General features: G+C 65.2%; 19 protein-coding genes. 12 read left to right on the top strand and 7 right to left on the bottom strand.

Translation table 11 applies throughout. The annotated features are described in order from the left end of the window. Window positions 1-34 precede the first annotated feature (34 nt). The 3 genes from lysS (at window position 35) to ACETK3_RS16760 (ending at window position 2215) form a co-directional block, all read left to right on the top strand. A complete protein-coding gene (lysS, locus tag ACETK3_RS16770; protein WP_373993211.1) occupies window positions 35-1567 on the top strand; it encodes a lysine--tRNA ligase in 1533 nt (510 codons plus the stop codon). A gap of 2 nt (window positions 1568-1569) precedes the next feature. Continuing rightward, window positions 1570-1743 carry a hypothetical protein gene (locus tag ACETK3_RS16765; protein ID WP_237429597.1) on the top strand — a complete coding sequence of 58 codons (174 nt, stop codon included), beginning with the start codon at window positions 1570-1572 and terminating at the stop codon, window positions 1741-1743. 139 nt (window positions 1744-1882) lie between these two features. Further along, window positions 1883-2215, top strand: coding sequence for an Lsr2 family protein (locus tag ACETK3_RS16760; protein WP_236821057.1), 333 nt, complete (start codon window positions 1883-1885; stop codon window positions 2213-2215). A 128-nt stretch (window positions 2216-2343) separates the two neighbouring features. Here the strand turns inward: ACETK3_RS16760 and ACETK3_RS16755 are convergent, their stop codons facing one another. Beyond that, the gene (locus ACETK3_RS16755) at window positions 2344-2919 is read right to left on the bottom strand and encodes a hypothetical protein (protein ID WP_373993210.1); all 576 of its coding nucleotides are present in this window, start codon (window positions 2917-2919) and stop codon (window positions 2344-2346) included. A 272-nt stretch (window positions 2920-3191) separates the two neighbouring features. Between ACETK3_RS16755 and ACETK3_RS16750 the strand changes: the two genes are divergently transcribed. The 7 genes from ACETK3_RS16750 (at window position 3192) to ACETK3_RS16720 (ending at window position 11623) form a co-directional block, all read left to right on the top strand. Then, window positions 3192-5684: an ATP-dependent Clp protease ATP-binding subunit gene (locus ACETK3_RS16750; RefSeq protein WP_373993209.1), complete on the top strand. Its 2493-nt coding sequence runs from the start codon at window positions 3192-3194 to the stop codon at window positions 5682-5684. Between the two features lie 360 nt (window positions 5685-6044). Beyond that, entirely contained in the window at window positions 6045-8168 is a 2124-nt protein-coding gene (locus tag ACETK3_RS16745) for a prolyl oligopeptidase family serine peptidase (RefSeq protein ID WP_373993208.1), read from the top strand. 113 nt (window positions 8169-8281) lie between these two features. Continuing rightward, on the top strand, window positions 8282-8791 hold the full coding sequence (locus ACETK3_RS16740) for an amino-acid N-acetyltransferase (RefSeq protein ID WP_236800615.1): 510 nt from the start codon (window positions 8282-8284) through the stop codon (window positions 8789-8791). Between the two features lie 249 nt (window positions 8792-9040). Then, window positions 9041-10042 (top strand): dihydroxyacetone kinase subunit DhaK, encoded by a 1002-nt coding sequence (gene dhaK / locus ACETK3_RS16735; RefSeq protein ID WP_373993207.1) that lies wholly within the window; start codon window positions 9041-9043, stop codon window positions 10040-10042. A 2-nt stretch (window positions 10043-10044) separates the two neighbouring features. Then, window positions 10045-10677 (top strand): dihydroxyacetone kinase subunit DhaL, encoded by a 633-nt coding sequence (dhaL, locus tag ACETK3_RS16730; protein WP_373993222.1) that lies wholly within the window; start codon window positions 10045-10047, stop codon window positions 10675-10677. Next, a complete protein-coding gene (gene dhaM / locus ACETK3_RS16725) occupies window positions 10674-11414 on the top strand; it encodes a dihydroxyacetone kinase phosphoryl donor subunit DhaM (protein ID WP_373993206.1) in 741 nt (246 codons plus the stop codon). Before dhaL ends, dhaM begins: the two co-directional genes overlap by 4 nt. Window positions 11415-11449: 35 nt before the next feature. Further along, the gene (locus tag ACETK3_RS16720; protein ID WP_373993205.1) at window positions 11450-11623 is read left to right on the top strand and encodes a hypothetical protein; all 174 of its coding nucleotides are present in this window, start codon (window positions 11450-11452) and stop codon (window positions 11621-11623) included. Window positions 11624-11653: 30 nt separating this feature from the next. Here ACETK3_RS16720 and ACETK3_RS16715 read toward each other — a convergent pair whose 3' ends face one another. Both ACETK3_RS16715 and ACETK3_RS16710 read right to left on the bottom strand, forming a co-directional pair. Further along, window positions 11654-12085, bottom strand: a complete 432-nt coding sequence (locus ACETK3_RS16715) for a DUF3592 domain-containing protein (RefSeq protein ID WP_373993204.1) — start codon at window positions 12083-12085, stop codon at window positions 11654-11656. Window positions 12086-12143: 58 nt separating this feature from the next. Further along, entirely contained in the window at window positions 12144-12980 is an 837-nt protein-coding gene (locus ACETK3_RS16710; RefSeq protein ID WP_373993221.1) for an A/G-specific adenine glycosylase, read from the bottom strand. 256 nt (window positions 12981-13236) lie between these two features. Here ACETK3_RS16710 and ACETK3_RS16705 point away from each other — a divergent pair, with 256 nt between their 5' ends. Further along, window positions 13237-13917, top strand: coding sequence for a hypothetical protein (locus tag ACETK3_RS16705; protein ID WP_373993203.1), 681 nt, complete (start codon window positions 13237-13239; stop codon window positions 13915-13917). A 93-nt stretch (window positions 13918-14010) separates the two neighbouring features. Here the strand turns inward: ACETK3_RS16705 and disA are convergent, their stop codons facing one another. The 4 genes from disA to ACETK3_RS16685 form a co-directional block, all read right to left on the bottom strand. After that, entirely contained in the window at window positions 14011-15087 is a 1077-nt protein-coding gene (gene disA / locus ACETK3_RS16700; protein WP_236800623.1) for a DNA integrity scanning diadenylate cyclase DisA, read from the bottom strand. 152 nt (window positions 15088-15239) lie between these two features. After that, window positions 15240-16424: an acyltransferase family protein gene (locus ACETK3_RS16695; RefSeq protein ID WP_373993202.1), complete on the bottom strand. Its 1185-nt coding sequence runs from the start codon at window positions 16422-16424 to the stop codon at window positions 15240-15242. A 190-nt stretch (window positions 16425-16614) separates the two neighbouring features. Then, window positions 16615-17130 (bottom strand): 2'-5' RNA ligase family protein, encoded by a 516-nt coding sequence (locus tag ACETK3_RS16690; RefSeq protein ID WP_373993201.1) that lies wholly within the window; start codon window positions 17128-17130, stop codon window positions 16615-16617. Between the two features lie 60 nt (window positions 17131-17190). Next, complete coding sequence (locus tag ACETK3_RS16685) at window positions 17191-17421, bottom strand: hypothetical protein (RefSeq protein ID WP_237429607.1); 231 nt, start codon at window positions 17419-17421, stop codon at window positions 17191-17193. A 195-nt stretch (window positions 17422-17616) separates the two neighbouring features. Here ACETK3_RS16685 and ACETK3_RS16680 point away from each other — a divergent pair, with 195 nt between their 5' ends. Further along, a complete protein-coding gene (locus ACETK3_RS16680) occupies window positions 17617-19230 on the top strand; it encodes a peptide chain release factor 3 (protein ID WP_237429608.1) in 1614 nt (537 codons plus the stop codon). Window positions 19231-19234: the final 4 nt, after the last annotated feature.

Here is a 19234-nt window from a genome sequence, read left to right as displayed (position 1 = left end):
CCGGGGTGGCCAATGCCCGGTAAACTTGATAATTGTGACTTCCCAAAACACCCCCGCGCCCAAGAATGCCCCAGAGCCCGTCGATGCCAGCGAGCAGATGCGGATCCGCATGGAAAAGCGCGCCAAACTTCTTGAGCGCGGCACGGAGGCGTACCCCGTGGGAGTGGAACGCACGCACTCGCTTGCCGAGATCCGGGAAAAGTACGCCCACCTCGAGGCGGACGACACGACCGGTGACATCGTGGGCGTCACGGGCCGCGTAGTCTTCGTCCGCAACACCGGCAAGCTCTGCTTTGCCACCTTGCAGGAAGGCGGCACCGACGGCAAGGGAACCCGCCTGCAGGCGATGCTGAGCCTGGCCAACATCGGCGAGGAAGCGCTCGCCGACTGGAAGGCCCTGGTTGACCTCGGCGACCACGTGTTCATTAAGGGTGAGGTCATCTCCTCCCGCCGCGGCGAACTGTCCATCATGGCGGAGTCCTGGTCAATGGCCTCCAAAGCCCTGCGCCCCCTGCCCGTGCTCCACGCGGAACTCAACGAGGAAACCCGCGTCCGCCAGCGCTACGTCGACCTGATGGTCCGCGACGAGGCCCGTGAAATGGTCTACACGCGTGCCGCCATTACGCGCTCCATCCGCGAAACGCTGTTCCGCCACCGCTACGTGGAGGTGGAAACGCCCATCCTGCAGCTGGTCCATGGCGGGGCACTGGCGCGGCCGTTCGAGACCCACATGAACGCCTTCGACCAGAAGATGACCCTCCGCATCGCCACCGAGCTGTACCTCAAGCGTGCAGTGGTGGGCGGCATCGACCGCGTCTATGACATGGGCCGCGTATTCCGCAACGAGGGCGTTGACTCCACCCACAGCCCCGAGTTCACCACCCTCGAGTGCTACGAGGCCTGGGCCGACCAGTTCGTCATGGCGCAGCGGATCAAGGAGATCATCCTTGACGCCGCCGACGCCGTGGGTGCCGGCCGCGTCCTGCAGACCGAGGCGGGGGAGATCAACCTCGACGGCGACTGGGCCTGGCTGCCTGTCTACCCCGGACTTTCCGACGCCGTTGGGCAGGAAATCACCCCGGACACCCCGGTTGAGGTGCTTCGGGAGCTTGCAGCCAAGCACGAGGTCAAGGTGGACCCCAAGTGGGACGCCGAGAAGCTGGTGGTGGAACTCTTCGGTGAAATCGTGGAGCCCACCTTGCTGAACCCCACCTTCGTCTACGACTACCCGCCCTCCGCCCAGCCGCTGGCCCGCCCGCACCGCGAGGACGGCCGGCTGATCGAGGCCTGGGACCTGATCATCGGCGGCATGGAGCGCGGCACCGCCTTCTCCGAGCTGATCGACCCCGTCATCCAGCGCGAGCGGCTCACGGAGCAGTCCATGCACGCGGCCGCCGGCGACGTCGAAGCCATGCAGCTTGACGAAGACTTCCTGCGCGCCCTCGAATACGGTGCTCCCCCCATGGGCGGTATCGGCTTGGGCATCGACCGGCTGGTGATGCTCTTCACCGGGGCCGGTATCCGCGAAACCATCCTGTTCCCCCTGCTCAAGCCCGAAGGGCACTGACCATGGAATACGTAGCAGTACTTCTTCCCTCCCTGGTGGTGGGCCTGCTGTTCTGGTTCGCCATGAAGGCAATCTTTAACGCTGACAAGGCCGAGCGGCAGGCGGAAGCCCGCGCCCAGGCCGAAGCCGATTCCCTTCCGGCACCCTCCGAGCAGCAGGGCCCCGAAGCCAAATAGGTAAAAGCCCCCTATTCCCAGGCTTTATCCCCAAGGAACCATTAGGCGCTTTGACGCGTTGCCAAGATAAGAGTCATACTTTTTTTGGGAAACATCCTGCTTTTCTGAAAACCGACTTTCCAGCAAGAGGAAGACCTTAATGGCACAGAAAGTAAACATCATCCTTGTTGATGATCTGGATGGGGGATCCGCAGACGAAAATGTTAAGTTTGGCCTCGACGGGGTCAGCTACGAGATTGACCTGTCGGCAGCCAATGCCGCTGAGCTTCGGTCTTCATTGGAGAGGTTCATCAACGCTGCGCGCAAGGCGTCCGGAGGCCGCAGTCAGCGGGCCACCAAGGCGTCCACCGCGGGCCGCAGCCACGATTCAGCACAAATCCGCCAATGGGCACGGGATAACGGCTACACGGTTAACAGCCGCGGCCGAATTCAGGCCGAAATCCAGGAAGCCTACCAAAAGGCAAATTCGTAGGACGGCGATAGCTCGACTAAAGAGCCCTGCTTCCCATATTGGGCGGCAGGGCTTTTTGGTGCACCACGAATTCCGCGGCGGAGGAGCAATTATCCCTGCAGGGCTGCAGCAGTTTGATGGCCGTGCGATTACCTCCGCAAGAGGCTGCCGGCAGCGAACTGTTCGGCAAGGTAGAACACGAAGGGCGGAATATCGCCGGTTTTCGCCAGCGCTGCTCCGCAACCGACGGTGGCCAGGGCCAGGGCTGCCGCTTCTTTCTCCCGGTGCAGGCCCGCCAGGGCTCCGGACAGGGATCCAAGCGCGAGCACGTGCAGCCATGCGTAGGTAAGGAATGGCCAAGCCGGGAAGCGGCGGGCCGCGAAACGCTCCAGGTCCGTTGCGCGCATCGCGAGTTCGGACACGAACAACGGGGCGCCTGCAGCAAGCGCGACGGCGGCCGTGCCGGCGAGTGACCGGCTCCGCCCCTCCGGGAGGGCAAGGGCCAGTCGGGCGAACGCCGCGGGCATGGCGGCGGTTCCTGCCGCAGCGACGTGTTGTCCCGCCACCCACCACCGCCGCCCCTTTCGGAGCATGTCGAGCCGTTGGGCGGCGTCAGGCTCGAGGTATACCCCCGGCACCGGGCTGATGCCCACCAGCCACACTGCTCCGGCAATAAGCGCAACACGGGCCGGCCGCTTCACGCGTTCCAGGTCCACCTTCGACATATTCCCCGCCTCCCGCCATTTTCCCGGCTGGCACGTTCCTACGGATGCCGCTCCCTGCCCGCCAGTAAGGCCAAGGATGGGCCACCGCAGGGCCACGGACAAGGGCATTTTGGCGGTCTTTCCCATTGCCCGGAGACCAAGGCAGGAAGTCCGCGCCGGAGGACGTGGCGGATATTCCGTAAACACTGCGGTTTCCCCTGTGGCGAACACGCTCCACATCGCCGGGCGGGCCACGTAGCATCAAAGTACGTCGTAGCTAGGAGTGTGGCGAAATGTTTGAGCGATTTACGGACCGTGCCCGTCGCGTAGTTGTGCTTGCCCAAGAAGAGGCACGCATGCTGAACCACAATTACATCGGTACCGAACACATCCTCTTGGGTCTGATCCATGAGGGTGAGGGTGTTGCCGCCAAAGCTCTTGAGTCCTTGAGCATTTCGCTCGACGGCGTTCGCGAGCAGGTGCAGGAGATCATCGGGCAGGGCCAGCAGGCTCCCTCCGGCCACATCCCCTTCACCCCGCGTGCCAAGAAGGTGCTGGAGCTCTCGCTGCGCGAAGCCCTGCAGCTGGGCCACAACTACATCGGCACCGAGCACATCCTGCTCGGCCTGATCCGGGAGGGTGAAGGCGTTGCCGCCCAGGTCCTGGTCAAGCTTGGCGCCGACCTGAACCGGGTCCGCCAGCAGGTCATCCAGCTCCTCTCCGGTTACCAGGGCAAGGAAACCACCGGCGCAGGCGTCGGCGGCGGACAGCCCGAAGGCGCCCCTGCCGGTTCCGTGGTCCTGGACCAGTTCGGCCGCAACCTGACCCAGGCTGCGCGCGAGAACAAGCTGGACCCGGTCATCGGCCGCGAGCAGGAAATGGAACGCGTCATGCAGGTCCTTTCCCGCCGCACCAAGAACAACCCTGTCCTCATCGGCGAGCCCGGCGTCGGCAAGACCGCCGTCGTCGAAGGCCTTGCCCAGGCCATTGTGCGCGGCGACGTCCCGGAGACCATCCGCGACAAGCAGCTGTACACCCTGGACCTCGGTTCCCTTGTGGCAGGTTCCCGCTACCGCGGTGACTTCGAAGAGCGCCTTAAGAAGGTCCTCAAGGAGATCCGCACCCGTGGCGACATCATCCTGTTCATCGACGAGATCCACACCCTGGTGGGTGCCGGTGCCGCCGAAGGTGCCATCGACGCAGCCTCGATCCTGAAGCCCATGCTGGCCCGCGGCGAGCTGCAGACCATCGGTGCTACCACCCTGGACGAGTACCGCAAGCACATCGAGAAGGATGCCGCCCTGGAGCGCCGCTTCCAGCCGATCCAGGTCAAGGAACCCTCCGTGGCGCACGCCATCGAGATCCTCAAGGGCCTGCGCGACCGGTATGAGGCGCACCACCGCGTCACCATCACCGACGGTGCCCTGGCCTCCGCTGCAAGCCTCGCCGAGCGCTACATCTCGGACCGCTTCCTCCCGGACAAGGCGATCGACCTGATCGACGAAGCCGGTGCCCGGCTGCGCATCCGCCGCATGACCGCTCCGCCGGAGCTCAAGGCCATGGACGAGCGCATCGCCAAGCTGAAGATGGAGAAGGAATCCGCCATCGACGCCCAGGACTTCGAAGGTGCAGCTTCGCTCCGCGACAAGGAGCAGAAGATGATCTCCGAGCGGGCGGAGAAGGAGCGCAACTGGAAGTCCGGCGGCATGGACGACATCTCCGAGGTGGATGAGGATCTCATCGCCGAGGTGCTGGCCAACTCCACCGGCATCCCCGTCTTCAAGCTGACCGAGGAAGAATCCTCGCGCCTGCTCAAGATGGAAGACGAACTGCACAAGCGGGTTGTCGGCCAGGACGAGGCCATCAAGGCACTGTCCCAGGCCATCCGCCGCACCCGTGCAGGGCTCAAGGACCCCAAGCGCCCCGGTGGCTCGTTCATCTTCGCTGGCCCCACCGGCGTCGGCAAGACCGAGCTCGCCAAGGCACTTGCGGAGTTCCTCTTCGGTGAAGAGGACGCCCTCATCACCTTGGACATGTCCGAGTACTCCGAGAAGCACACCGTTTCGCGGCTCTTCGGTGCCCCTCCGGGCTACGTGGGCTACGAAGAGGGTGGCCAGCTGACCGAGAAGGTCCGCCGCCGTCCGTTCTCCGTGGTGCTGTTCGACGAAGTTGAGAAGGCCCACGCTGACCTCTTCAACTCGCTGCTGCAGATCCTGGAAGACGGTCGCCTGACCGACTCCCAGGGCCGCGTGGTGGACTTCAAGAACACCGTGATCATCATGACCACCAACCTGGGTACCCGGGACATCTCCAAGAGCGTCGCCACCGGCTTCCAGTCCGGCACCGACACGCAGACCGGCTACAACCGCATGCGTGCCCGCGTCACGGAGGAACTCAAGCAGCACTTCCGCCCCGAGTTCCTGAACCGTGTTGACGACGTTGTGGTGTTCCCGCAGCTCACCCAGGACGAGATCATCGAGATCGTGGACCTGTTCGTGACCCGCCTGGAGAAGCGCCTCAAGGACAAGGACATGGGCATCGAGCTCACCAAGGCCGCCAAGGTGCTCCTCGCGACCCGGGGCTACGATCCCGCCATGGGTGCCCGGCCGCTGCGCCGCACCATCCAGCGCGAGATCGAGGACCAGCTCTCCGAGAAGATCCTCTTCGGCGAGGTCCACACCGGCGACATCGTCGTGGTGGATGTCGAAGGCGAAGGCGACGACGCGAAGTTCACCTTCGCCGGCAACGCCAAGCCGCGCATCCCGGAGATCGCACCCAGCGTCTAAGTTCCACAGCCAAAGCCCCGCCACTCCACAAAGGAGCGGCGGGGCTTTTGCTTTGCCCTCTCCACCCCCTCAGTGGTTCAGTACGGTGGCGGACGGCAGAGATTTACCGGCGCCTGCTCGTTCCTCGCTTTGACGGCGCCTACATAAATCCCTGTCGTCCGCCACCTCGTGCATTGGTGGGCTTTAGGCGAAGCGCAGGTGCCGGGGTCATTTGTGTAGCTTGCGTCAAAGCGAGGAACGAGCAGCAAGCGGCAAATGGCGCCGGTGGCGGCGCGCCCCAAGCACGCCGGACCCAACCCATCAGCGTGTCGGCTTCGGGGGGTTTGTGATGGCGGACACAAAACGTGTTGAATCGGGAGCATGGCTAATCAGAATCCGGCGATCCCGGACGAGCAACCACTGACCCCTTTCCATGACCTCGACCATTACCTGTCCATCCCCCGGGTAAGCGGCCTGGCACTGAGCCCGGACGGCACGCGGCTGGTCACCACTGTGAGCACCTTGAACGGTAAAGGCACCGAATTCGCCACCGCACTGTGGGAGCTGGACCCGGCCGGGCAGAAGCACGCCCGGCGCATCACCCGCAGCGCCAAGGGCGAGGCCGGTGCCGCGTTCGCAGCCAATGGGGACGTCTACTTCACGTCCGCCCGTCCCGATCCGGACAGCCCCGACGAAGATCCGGTGAGCGCGCTGTGGCTGCTCCCGGCCGACGGCGGCGAAGCAAGGGTGGTCCTCAGCCGGCCGGGCGGCGTCAGCAGGGTAATCACGGCCAGGGGCGCCGATGCGGCGTTCGTGACGGCCGAGGTCCTGGCAGGTTCCGCTGACGAGGAGGACGACGCTGAACGGCGCAAGTCCCGCAAGGACAAGAAGGTCTCTGCCATCCTGCACAGCGAGTATCCGGTCCGGTACTGGGACGCGGACCTGGGGCCCGGTCAGCCGCGGATCTTCGCTGTGGAAGCGGGGGAAAAAGAAGGAGCCGGCACGCCCACAACGGTTGATGCCACCGCTCCCTTGGTCCTGCGCAACCTGACGCCCGACGCCGGCCCGCGGCTCAGGGAGGCGGAGACCGTGGTCAGCCCCGATGGGAAGACCATCTACAGCGGCTACACCAAGCCTCTTGCGAAGGCGGACAGCCGGTCCATTCTGGTGGCTGTCGATGTGGCGTCCGGCAGCCTCAAAGTGCTGCTGGACCAGGAAGGCATGAGCTACTTCCCGGGACCCGTCAGCCCCGATGGCCGCACGCTCGTGGTGGTCAGCGAGAGTGATTCCACCCCTCACCGGGCCCCCGAAATCAAGATGTACCTGCTCGACGTCTCCGGCCAGGCGCCGGAGGAGGGCGGCGGACTGCAGCCACTGGCCCACGATTGGGATCGCTGGCCCAAGCCTGCGGCGTGGCTTCCGGACGGTTCCGGCCTCCTGGTTACAGCGGACGACGACGGCGCGTCGCCGGTTTTTCGGGTCAGCGTTCCGTCGGCTGCCGCTGAGGTGGGCGTCACCCGGGTGACGCAGGACGCTGCGGCCTACTCCGACGTCGTAATTTCGCCGGAGGGGCGCAGCGCCTATGCCCTGCGCAGCTCGTACGAGTTCCCGGCCGAGGCCGTACGGATCGACCTGGCCACTGGGGAAACCACCCGCCTCCCTGCCCCTGCCGAGCGGCCGTCCTACCTTGGCCGGATGGAGCGCATCGCCGCAACCGCCGCGGACGGCTCGCGCGTGCCCGCCTACCTGGCCCTCCCGGAGGGTGCTTCCGCGGACCAACCGGCACCGCTGCTCCTGTGGATCCACGGCGGCCCGCTGGGATCGTGGAACGCGTGGACTTGGCGCTGGAACCCGTGGCTCCTGACGGCGAAGGGGTACGCGGTGCTGCTGCCGGATCCGGCGCTGTCCACCGGCTACGGGCAGTCGTACATCCAGCGCGGCTGGGGATCATGGGGGAAGGCGCCCTTCACAGACCTCATGGCAGTGACCGATGCCGCCGTAGGGCGGCCCGACATCGACGAGGCCCGGACCGCGGCGATGGGTGGCTCCTTCGGCGGCTACATGGCCAACTGGGTGGCGGGCAACACAGACCGGTTCAAGGCGGTCGTCACCCATGCGAGCCTCTGGGCCCTGGACCAGTTCGGGCCCACCACCGACGCCTCTCAGTATTGGCTGAAGGAAATGACCGAGGAAATGGCGCTGGAGAACTCGCCGCACCTCCATGCCGAGAACATCAGCACCCCCATGCTGGTGATCCACGGTGACAAGGACTACCGGGTGCCCATCGGCGAAGGCCTGCGGCTCTGGTATGAACTGCTGTCCAAGTCCCAGCTGGCGGCGGACCAGGACGGACAGACTCCGCACCGGTTCCTCTACTTCCCGGACGAGAACCACTGGGTCCTCCAGCCGCAACACGCCAAGGTCTGGTACCAGGTGGTGGAGTGGTTCCTGGCAAAGAACGTCCTGGGCCAGGATCTCGAGTTGCCTGCGGAACTCGGGCTCTAAGCCCCTGCTGCCTCTGGCTCGGAGGGTGGGACATTTACCGCTTGCTGCTCCTTCGTCGCTTTGACGCAAGCTACGTAAATGTCCCACCCTCCTTCGCCTCGTAGGATGGCTGTGTGACCGACTCCTTCCACATCCGCCCAGCACGCACCAGCGACGTCCCCGCCATCAAGAGGTTGGTGGCACCCCTGGCCGAGGAGCGCATCCTGATGGCGAAGGAGACGGTGGCCTATTACGAGAGCCTCCAGGAGTTCCGCATCGCCGAGTCCAGCGACGGCGAAATGATTGGCTGCGGCGCCCTGCATGTCATGTGGGAGGACCTCGCCGAAATCCGCACCCTTGCAGCGTCGGGGGAGTGGCGCGGCAGAGGGGTGGGGCATGTCCTGGTGGAGAGCCTGCTGCAAGAAGCCCGGGCCCTGGGGGTATCCCGCGTCTTCTGCCTCACCTTCGAGGTGGATTTCTTCAAGCGTCACGGATTCGAAGTCATGGCGGACCAGTCGGCGGTGGATCCGGAAGTCTATTCGGAGCTGCTGCGCTCCCATGACGAGGGTGTGGCGGAGTTCCTGGACCTGGCACGCGTCAAGCCCAACACCCTTGGCAACACCCGGATGATCCGCACCCTCTAAAGGCGTCCGCAGACGGCATTCAGAAAACCCCTCTTGGTTTTACTCGAATTGATGGATAAACTACTGGAGGCCGATATGTGGGGGGCCTCAGGAGAGGGACAGTCATTGGGGGCTGTCCCTTTGCTGCGTCCGGGTCGCAAACCTGTGGGATAAGTGCGGAAAAGTGGGGTGGAGGAGCCTACCGCCACCCGCGATCCCGGTAGTAGGGTCAGACACACATCCTTCAGGAGCACAGCCAGGAGCAACGCCATGAAGAAACTCATCAACGATCCAAAATCCGTTGTCCAGGAAGCTGTCCAGGGCTTTGGCCTGGCACACGCCGGACTGGTCACGGTCAGCGAAGACCCCATCTACATCACGCGCAAGGACGCGCCTGTGGCCGGCAAGGTGGGGCTGGTTTCCGGCGGCGGCAGCGGGCACGAGCCGCTGCACGCCGGTTACGTTGGGCAGGGAATGCTCGACGCCGCGGTGCCGGGGGCGGTGTTTACCTCGCCTACGCCGGACCAGATCCTTCCGGCCACCCTCGCTGTGAACTCCGGTGCCGGCGTCGTGCATATCGTCAAGAATTACACCGGCGACGTCCTGAACTTCGAGACGGCGGCCGAACTGGCTGAGGCCGAAGGCGTCAGTGTCCGCACCGTACTGGTCAATGACGACGTGGCGGTGGAGGATTCGCTGTACACCGCAGGCCGCCGCGGTGTGGGCGGCACCGTGCTGGTGGAGAAGATTGCGGGCGCAGCTGCCGAACGCGGTGACGACCTCGACGCCGTCGCCGCCATCGGCGAGCGGGTCAACGCCAACGTCAGGACCATGGGGGTGGCACTGTCCGCCTGCACGGTTCCGCACGCCGGCACACCCAGCTTTGACCTCGCCGAGGATGAGATCGAGATCGGCATCGGCATCCACGGCGAGCCGGGCAGGCACCGGATTCCCATGGAGACCGCGGACAACATCACCAACCGCCTGCTGGAACCCGTCCTGGCCGACCTGAAGATCACCTCCGGGGACAAGGTGCTGCTTTTCGTAAATGGCATGGGCGGCACGCCACTGAGCGAGCTGTACATCGTGTATCGGCGGGCAGTGCAGGTACTCGGAGATGCCGGCGCCACGGTGGACCGCTCGCTGGTGGGCAACTACATTACGGCCCTCGAAATGCAGGGCTGCTCCATTTCGGTCCTCCGGCTCGATGACGAGATGACGGAACTCTGGGACGCACCCGTGCACACCCCCGCCCTGCGCTGGGGCGTGTGACCGTGGTCCTGGACATCAACTGGGCCGTGAAGTGGCTGACCCTGTGTGCGCAGGCCATGGCAGAGCACCGCGTTGAACTCATCGAACTGGACCGGGCCATTGGAGACTCGGACCACGGCGAGAACATGGACCGCGGCTTCCAGGCCGTCCTGGCCAAGCTCGGCGAATCAACACCGGAGACGCCTGGCGCGGCGCTGAAGATGACCGCCATGACGCTGATGTCCAAGGTGGGCGGCGCAGCAGGGCCGCTCTACGGCACTGCCTTCCTTCGCGCCGCCACCGCACTCGGCGATTCCGCTGAAGTTGATGCAGCCGCCCTGGCCGGGGCCCTGGCGGCTGCGCGGGACGGGATTGTGGCGCGCGGGAAGGCCGAGTCAGGGGACAAGACCATGGTGGATGCCTGGACCCCGGCTGTCGACGCTGCCCGCGCGGCAGCGGACGGCGGAAGCGCCGATGTCCTGGGCGTCCTGGTGGCGGCGGCCGAGGCTGCCGAAGCAGGGGCGGTGGCAACGGATCCGATGGTCGCAAGGAAAGGCCGGGCCAGCTACCTCGGCGAACGCAGCGCCGGCCACCGGGACCCCGGCGCCGTATCCAGCGCGCTGATCCTCCGCGCCGCCGTTGGGGCGGCTGCGTGACCGTCAGCATCGTTGTGGTGTCCCATAGCGAAAAAATTGCCGACGGCGCAGTGGAGCTTGCCGCCCAAATGGCACCGGACGTGATCATCCTGCCCGCCGGCGGCACCGACGACGGCAGGATCGGCACCAGCCTGGAGAAGGTCCTCGCCGCCCTGGAACAGGCGGGCGGGCAGGATGGCGGCCAGGCAGGCGGACAAGCCGGCGGGGATGGCGTTGCGGCGAACGGCACGGTGGTCATCACGGACCTGGGATCAGCAGTGATGACCGCGGAATCTGCCCTCGAGTTCCTGGAAAATCCAGCCGGCGTCCTGCTCGCCGATGCACCGTTGGTCGAAGGCCTGGTGGCCGCAGCCGTCGCGGCACAGGGCGGAGCCGATGTGCAGGCTGTGCGGAAAGCGGCAGAAGCTGCAGGGGGCGGGACGCATCAGGCGGAGCAGGCTTCCGCGCCGGAGGAGCTGGAGCCTGTCACCAGCGCCGCGCCTGACAGCACCGGCGACTTCGAACTGGTCAACCAGGCAGGCATGCATGCGCGGCCTGCCGCGAAAGTGGCCGGGGGCCTGGCCTCCCTGGACGCCGAAGTCACCATCAACGGCGTGGACGGCGCGTCCATGACCGGGCTGATGACCCTCGGCGCCGGCAAAGGCAGCGTGCTGCACGTTGAAGCGTGGGGACCGGATGCGGAACGGGCCGTCGAGTATGTGGGCGGCCTGGTGGAGGCTGGCTTCGGCGAGCCCTGACCACCCCGCCCGTTCCTGCGAATAAGCTCGGTGGCATGGAACGGCCGCTTACAGACAACTCCCAGGAAATCGAAGTGCTGGACGGCCAAATCTCCATGGAGGAACTGCTCGCCGAGCTCGGCTTCAACTGGACGGCAGAACCCACTGGCGGCGGCGCGGAAGCCGGCGATGCCGAGGGCGATACATTCAGCCAACCCGCGCTGTTCTAGCCGGCCCCTTTCGGGCCCGGCCAGGGTCCGCTAACCCAGCGGAAAGACGCCGATAAACCAGAACGAAACAACGGCAAAGACCGCGAAGAACGCAATCAGGCAGCCCATCACGGTGCGCGGTTCCGAGGAAACCTGGAGCGACTCATTGGGGTTGGCCGGGTTGTAGGCAACCTCGATCAGCGAGCCCGGCGCCGGCTGCTCCACCGCCGAGATCTCCGACTTGCCCATGAAGAGGGTGCCCTGCGGACCCATGAACTGGTAGGTGGGGTAGTAGCGCAGGTTCCGGCTTGAGCCGCCCGCGCCGATGGTCCATCCGGTGGCGCTGCCGGTGACGGTTGCCTGCGCCTTGGGCCACGCCGCCATCTGTTGCTGCTGACGCTTGGTCCTGCGCGCCGCGTAGACCAGTGAAAATATGGTGGCAGCAACAAACAGCGCCCACACGATGTACAGGATGGTTTTCAAGGTTCCCCCGGTTCCGGTCACCAAGAAGTATGCCATCCCGGCCCGCGCCGCCGGTGCCTCAGGCTGGTAGCCGGAAGCCGCCGTCGTGCATCTCCGCCAGACCGTCCGCCAGCAGCCCTGCCAGCGCCCGGTCCAGTTGTTCGGGGGCGGAGTTGAGCCGGTGCAGCGCGGCCAGGGGCACGCCGATTCCCTCGGGCGCGTAGCCAAGATCGGCCGGTTCGCGGTGGAACATGTCCGGCGGTACGGGTGCTTCCGCCAGCCGGAGCACGGCCAGCACGGCGCCGCGGACCTGGCGATCGGTGCCGTGCCACGACTGGCCCTTGGGAACGTACGACGGCGGGGGCTCGCCGGCGTCGAGCCAGGCACAGGAGTCCCTCACTGGACAGTCGATGCATTTGGGCGCGCGGGCCGTGCACACCAGGGCACCCAGTTCCATGACCGCGGCGTTCCAGCGCACGGACGTGTCGTCGTCCTCCGGCAGCAGGGCCGCCGCAAGGCGCATCTCCGCCGCCGTCAGGGCCGGGGCGGGTAGGGCGGTGCCGGAGATGAGCCGGGCGTGCACCCTGCGGATGTTGGTGTCCACCACCGTTTCGCGGCGGCCATACGCAAATGCTGCCACTGCTGCTGCGGTGTAGCTGCCCACGCCGGGAAGGGCCAGCAGCTCAGCGTAAGTGTCCGGGACCTTGCCGCCGTGCTCCTGCACGATTGCGGTGGCCGCGGCGTGCAGCCTCAGGGCCCTCCGGGGGTAGCCCAGCCGGCCCCACGAACGGACGGCTTCGCCTGCCGGTTCGCCTGCCAGGCCCGCGGGAGTGGGCCAGCGTTTGAGCCACTCGTGCCAGACGGGCAGCACCCGGACCACGGGGGTCTGTTGCAGCATGATTTCGCTGACCAGCACTCCCCAGGGGGAGCATTCAGGCTTACGCCACGGCAGGTCGCGGGCAATGCCGGCGAACCAGTCGTTGACCCGCCTGTGGAGCAGCTCCAGATCCGCGGAGGCGACCGGGGCATCCGTCTTGGGGGAGGTTTGAGTGTCGATGCCAACACTGTAGTAGATGGGTTGCGCAGTGTGGAAAACCCGGTGTGACCAGAGCAATGGGCCCGCGGCGGCGTGGTGGCGGTGCAGATCCGGAGGCTTTCCCTAGCCTAGGAGGATGGGCAGGCAAGGCAATTCATCAGCACGCGGCACGTCGGGTTCCAGCAGCGTCCGGAAACCGAGCGCCGCTGTCTACCGCCGCCGTCGGCTGTTTGCTGGCGGTGCCCTGCTGCTGGTGATCGCACTGGTGGTCAGTGGGTTCGCCTTGGCGGGTGCCTTCAAGGGCGGTTCCCGGCAGGCCTCTTCCACCGACCCTGCTTCGGCGAACCCGGCTGCCTCAGCAACACCCTCTGCTTCCGCCTCGGCAACTGCTCCGGCCACGCCGTCGCCCACTGCTTCCGCAACCGCCACCTGCAACCAGAACCTGGTCACGGTCACTGCCTCCACGGACAAGCCCGCCTACGGCCCCGGCGAAAACCCGATGCTCACCCTGAAGGTGACCAACGGCGGCAAAGTGCCCTGTGAGGTCAACATCGGAACGTCGCAGATGGAATTCCTGGTGACCAGCGGCTCGGACCGGATCTTTTCCTCCAAGGACTGCCAGGCGTCCAGCGAGGACCTGGTGAAGGTCATTGCACCCGGTGCCAGCGAAACCGCTAACTTCCCCTGGAGCCGGAACCGCAGCGCCGAGGGCTGCAAAGCGGTGGCCGCTGCTCCTGGCGGTGGCGGGGCGTACTACATCTTCACGGCGAAGCTGGGCTCACGGGCCAGCCCGAAGGCCGTCTTCCAGCTGAACTGAGCTCCTCAATCCCCGTCGATTGCTGGGTAACTGTCGTTTTCAGGGCTCAAAACGACAGGTGGGCAGCAATGGATGATGCTTTTGGGCCGGGGCTTAGAGGAAGCGGTCCAGGAGGCTGGCTTCTGCCATGCGGCTCAGGCCCTCGCGTACGGTCCGGGCGCGCTGGTCGCCGATGCCGTCAACCGTCATGAGGTCGTCGATGGTGGCCGCCATCAGGAACTGCAGGCCCCCGAAGTGGTCCACCAGGCGGTCTGCAACGGCCTTGGGGACTGCCTTGAGGCCGGACAGCAGCCGGTAGCCGCGGGGCTGGACCACTGCATCCAGGTTCGCCTCGCCGCCAGCGAACCCGACGATCGCCGAGATTTTGCCCAGGTCGATCAGTTCGGTGGGGCCCAGGTTGACCAGTTCATTGACGGCTTTTTCGATGTCTTCGGCGGAGGCATGGGGGCTGGCGTAGTCGCGGATGATCACGTCGCTGCCCGGACCGCGTCCCACGGTGAGTTCATCGAGCTGGAGGGAGAGGAGGCGGCCGTCCTCGCCCAGTTCCAGGACATACTGCGAGATTTCCTCGGAAATGCGGCGGACCATTTCCTGCCGCTGGAGGGTGACGGCCACGTCGCGCACCGTCACCATGGCCTCGATTTCCAAGGCTGAGAGCGAACTGGTGACCTGGTCAAGGCGGGCGCGGTAGCGCTCCAGGGTGGCAAGGGCCTGGTTGGCGCGGGCCAGGACGTTTTCCGAGCCCTCCAGGACGTGCCGCAGTCCATTGACGTAGAGGGCGATGATTTGCATTGACTGGCTGACGGAGATGACCGGAACGCCCGTCTGCTTGGCCACCCGTTCTGCGGTGCGGTGGCGGGTACCGGACTCCTGGGTCTCGATGCTGGAGTCCGGGACCAGCTGGACCGCCGCGCGGAGGATGTTGCCCGCGTCCTTGTCGCAGATGATGGCGCCGTCCATTTTGGCCAGTTCCCGCAGACGGGTGGGCGAGAACTCGATGCCGATATCGAACCCGCCGGAGCAGATGGAGTCAATGGTGCGGTCAGATCCCAGGACGATCAGGGCGCCGGTGCGTCCGCGGAGGATCCTTTCCAGGCCGTCGCGAAGGGGAGTTCCGGGTGCAACCCTGCCCAGAGTGGCCCTCAGCGATTCTTCGGGGCTCCGCGCCATAGGTATTTCCCTTCAAAGGTGCGGACCGCCGCCCGCAGGAATGCCGGCATCTGCAGTTGGCCGGCAGGATCAAAAAGTGCTGTGATTCCCGCAAGCTCAATGATAGGGGTAAGAAACCCAAGTTCCGCACGGGCAAGCCCCAAAGTGCCCCATTAGGGAGTTTCCGAAAGTGCCGGAAAAGCGTGCTCGGTGGCGGGTGCGGGCAGGGCATTTTTTGGTGACCCGTGCTGCTGTCCCGCTCGAGACCGGAATATGTCCCGTACCGCCCGTTCGCAGGGTTTCTCGATAAACCTGTTTGCGACCCAAGCTACGGCTGCCGCGCAGAGCAGGGCAGGCGGCACGAGCCACCAGGGAAGCCCCTGGGCCCACCGGCCGACAAGTAGGCCGAACGTACCCAGCACAAGATAGTGGACCATGTAGAAAGCGAATGACAGTTCTCCGAGCCTTACTAGGACGGGGTTGCTGAGAAAGTCACTGTTGCCTGCGAGCTCGCGGCGGGCAGCCGTCCAAATGAGGGTGATGATCGCGGGCAGCATGAGCGTCTGGCTGATCCACCAGGGAATGGAATGCAAAAGGTCCACCAAGAACGTAAGCGTGGCGCCAGCGGTGGTGAAAGCGGCTGCCGACAACTGTGTACTGTGTGGCGGTACATAACTAGCCTTCAGTAGAAGCGCCAGGGCGACGCCGATGACGAACTCGGGTAGCCGGTACAGCGGCAAGTTGTAGGTGATGAAATGGCTGACCTGCGCTCCCAACGTTAATTGGCAGGCGACGCCCAGTACAGGTTGCAGGACTCCGAGGAATATAACCGTACCGACAAGTTCCTTTGTGCTGAAACGGCGCATTACCGAGACAAGCGGGGGCAGCAGGAGATAGAAGAAAGCTTCTGCCGACAGCGACCAAGCGACAGGGTTGAAGGAAGAAGCAGACCAGGGCCACCAGGCTTGAGTCAAGGTCAGGCTTTGCAGGAAGGAAACCGCGCTCGAATTTTGGGCCACGGGTACTAATGCTGCGATGGCCAACGTAGCTGCGCTTAGTGGAAACAATTTAGCGATACGGTTCCGCAGGAAGACACCAGTGCCTTTTTCCGCGGCGCCAGCCCAGGTCAGTACGAAGCCGGAGAGGACAAAAAAGAAGCTTACGCCGACAAAACCGAGGTCGACAATGGGCAGGTTGTAGAGGGCGAGTCCGTGCATTAGCGCCACGGCCACTGCTGCGACGAACCTCAGGCCCGTCAAGGAATGGAGCCGCCTTCCATCGGTTTCGGCTTGGCGGTTGGCGGATGAGCTAGGGCCGTCGAACATGGCAGCGGCCGCCGTGCTGGCGGTGGAGGGCATTAGTGGAGACCTTCAGAGGGAGAACCGCAATCTCTGCGGAGCGTCGTGTTCGTCTATGTCCAACCAGCCTATGGGAATCGACGACACCGGCGACGTGAAAACGGCGCAGGAATAGCCAAGGACTTCGCAAGGATCAGGGCAGCATTTTCAGCACCAGAGCCCTCGCGTTTTAGTGCTGGACTCAGGCGCCCTAAGGGCATTCGATGAGGGGCGTGACGGTTCTGCTGGCGCTGTCCCAAATGCGGGCCCCCGTGCACTGGCCTTCAAGGCGCAGGTCCAGCAGGTCCATGGCCGCTCCGAGTTGGTGCCCGGGAATGCGGCGGGAGATGGTGACGTGCGGCGTCCACGCCCCCGGCAGCGTCAGTGACAGCGCGCCAAACAGGTCCTGGTGGAGTCGCCTGTGCAGGTCCAACAGGGGGTCGGTCAGCAGGACCGCCCTGGCCAGGACATACTTGCCCGCTCCTGCGGGAAAAACAATGGCGCCGGAGAACGTGATGTTCATGGGCAACGCCTGCCACAGGCCTTGTTGGTGCGGACTTTCCGGGCCGGCCTGCAGGTCCGCCCCGGCGGCAAGCGTGATGTGGGGGCTGTTGCTGGGGGAGGTGTGCGCTGCAAGGCTGGGAAGGTCCGCAGCCTGCAGCCGGGCCCAGTCGGCCCTGATCAGGGAATCGGTGGAGCCGTCAAAGACCAACTCGATGCTGCGCATGAACCCATCATGCCGTTACGGCTGCCGCCGCCCGCTCAGCGCGTGCGTTCCGGTGCAGACTCAGCGCTTCAGGTCCCTGAGCATCCGCTCCAGGTCCCTGCTGACCCTCGAAAGGGACGCAGCCCGCAGCGCCTTGTGTTCCTCCGCCGTCTGGACTCCCCGCTTCCGCGATGAGCCGGAGGGAATGCCCGGATCGGGATCCTGCGTCGCGGCAGGACCACAATTGTTGGCAAGGTTTGTGGCCAGCGGGTCGAAGAAAAGGTTGCCGGTGAAAGTGGCGCCATGCATCATGCGCCCAAGCTAACGTCCCGGCATTTCGCTGCTTTGAACGTCTGGTTTCGCCTGCGTTAAGCGCCGCCGGTGCCAGTTGCAGCCCTGCGATAAACTTATACTTTGGCCGTTTGCCAATGACATTCCCCGCCCTTGAGTCGCACAGCAGTAGCCCGACAGGCCCTGGGCAGCCACAACCGCAGCGAAAGTAGCACCGTGTCCCAAGATGTCCTGACCCCCGCCCGGATCTCCGAGATTCACAAGGAGGCGGGCCGCCGCAGGACCTTTGCCGTCATTTCCCACCCTGACGCCGGCAAGTCCACCCTCACCGAGGCGCTGGCCCTGCACGCAAAAGTGATCGGTACCGCGGGCGCCTCCAGTGGCAAAGCCAACCGCAGGGAAACCGTCTCCGACTGGATGCAGATGGAAAAGGACCGCGGCATCTCCATCAGCTCCGCCGCCCTGCAGTTCTCCTACCGCGACACCGTGATCAACCTGCTGGACACCCCCGGCCACGCTGACTTCTCCGAGGACACCTACCGCGTGCTGGCCGCCGTGGACTGCGCCGTGATGCTGGTGGACGCCGCCAAGGGCCTGGAAACCCAGACCATGAAACTCTTCGAGGTCTGCAAGCAGCGCAACCTGCCCATCATCACCGTCATCAACAAATGGGACCGCCCCGGCCTGGACGCGCTTGCCCTGATGGACGAGATCACCGAACGCACCGGCCTGCAGCCCATGCCGCTGACCTGGGCCGTGGGCATCTCCGGTGACTTCCGCGGCGTCTGGGACCTGCGCAACGACCGCTTCGCCCGTTTCCAGCGCAACAACGCAGGCGCCCAGATCGCCATCACCGACTACTTCAGCCCTGAGGAAGCTGCGGAAGACCAAGGCAGCAACTGGTCCGACGCCGTGGACGAGGCGGGACTGGTGATCGAGTCCAACCTCGAATTCGACGTCGAGGCTTTCCATGCCGGCAAGGCGACCCCCATCCTCTTCAGCTCCGCCGCACTGAACTTCGGCGTCAAGGAATTGCTGGACGCACTGGTGGACTTCGCGCCGCCGGCGTCGCCGCGTCCGGACGTGGACGGCAACCCCCGCCCGGTGGAATCCCCGTTCTCCGGCTTCGTGTTCAAGGTCCAGGCCGGCATGAACAAGGCACACCGGGACCACGTGGCCTTCATCCGCGTCTGCTCGGGCATCTTCGAACGCGGCATGGTGGTCACCCAGACCCGCACGGGCAAGTCCTTCGCCACCAAGTACGCGCAGCAGGTGTTCGGCCGCGAACGCGAAGTCATCGACGAGGCCTACCCAGGGGATGTGGTGGGCCTGGTCAACGCGTCCTCGCTGCGCGTCGGTGACAGCCTGTTCCTTGACGAAGCGGTGGAGTACCCGGCCATCCCGCTGTTCGCCCCGGAACACTTCCAGGTGGCCCGGTCCAAGGACCCCAGCAAGTTCAAGCAGTTCCGCCGCGGCATCGAGCAGCTGGAGCACGAGGGCGTCATCCAGCTGCTCCGCTCCGACCTCCGCGGCGACCAGGCACCGGTGCTTGCCGCCGTCGGACCCATGCAGTTCGAAGTGGTGGAGGACCGCATGGCACACGACTTCAGCGCCCCCATGCGACTGGAGCGCCTGCCGTACTCCCTGGCAAGAATTACGACGGCGGACGCCATGCCTGCGCTGGCCAACGTACCGGGCGCGGAGGTGCTCTTGCGGTCCGACGGCGAATACCTCGCCTTGTTCAATGACGTCTGGGCGCTGCGGCGCATTGAGAAGAACCACCCGGACCTCACCCTCGTGCCCATCGGCACGCACAACCCGGCGAAGTAAGGTG

This window comes from Arthrobacter sp. E44 (assembly GCF_041877125.1).
GTDB lineage: Bacteria > Actinomycetota > Actinomycetes > Actinomycetales > Micrococcaceae > Arthrobacter.
Note: the sequence above shows the minus strand (reverse complement) of the source record. Positions and strands in the feature narration are given on the sequence as shown.

Excerpts from the sequence above, each read along its gene's own strand:
- ACETK3_RS16765 (WP_237429597.1), top strand. The coding sequence starts at position 1,570 with ATGGAATACGTAGCAGTACTTCTTCCCTCCCTGGTGGTGGGCCTGCTG.
- ACETK3_RS16760 (WP_236821057.1), top strand. The coding sequence starts at position 1,883 with ATGGCACAGAAAGTAAACATCATCCTTGTTGATGATCTGGATGGGGGA.
- ACETK3_RS16755 (WP_373993210.1), bottom strand. The coding sequence starts at position 2,919 with ATGTCGAAGGTGGACCTGGAACGCGTGAAGCGGCCGGCCCGTGTTGCG.
- ACETK3_RS16750 (WP_373993209.1), top strand. The coding sequence starts at position 3,192 with ATGTTTGAGCGATTTACGGACCGTGCCCGTCGCGTAGTTGTGCTTGCC.
- ACETK3_RS16745 (WP_373993208.1), top strand. The coding sequence starts at position 6,045 with ATGGCTAATCAGAATCCGGCGATCCCGGACGAGCAACCACTGACCCCT.
- dhaK (WP_373993207.1), top strand. The coding sequence starts at position 9,041 with ATGAAGAAACTCATCAACGATCCAAAATCCGTTGTCCAGGAAGCTGTC.
- ACETK3_RS16720 (WP_373993205.1), top strand. The coding sequence starts at position 11,450 with ATGGAACGGCCGCTTACAGACAACTCCCAGGAAATCGAAGTGCTGGAC.
- ACETK3_RS16705 (WP_373993203.1), top strand. The coding sequence starts at position 13,237 with ATGGGCAGGCAAGGCAATTCATCAGCACGCGGCACGTCGGGTTCCAGC.
- disA (WP_236800623.1), bottom strand. The coding sequence starts at position 15,087 with ATGGCGCGGAGCCCCGAAGAATCGCTGAGGGCCACTCTGGGCAGGGTT.
- ACETK3_RS16695 (WP_373993202.1), bottom strand. The coding sequence starts at position 16,424 with ATGCCCTCCACCGCCAGCACGGCGGCCGCTGCCATGTTCGACGGCCCT.
- ACETK3_RS16690 (WP_373993201.1), bottom strand. The coding sequence starts at position 17,130 with ATGCGCAGCATCGAGTTGGTCTTTGACGGCTCCACCGATTCCCTGATC.
- ACETK3_RS16685 (WP_237429607.1), bottom strand. The coding sequence starts at position 17,421 with ATGATGCATGGCGCCACTTTCACCGGCAACCTTTTCTTCGACCCGCTG.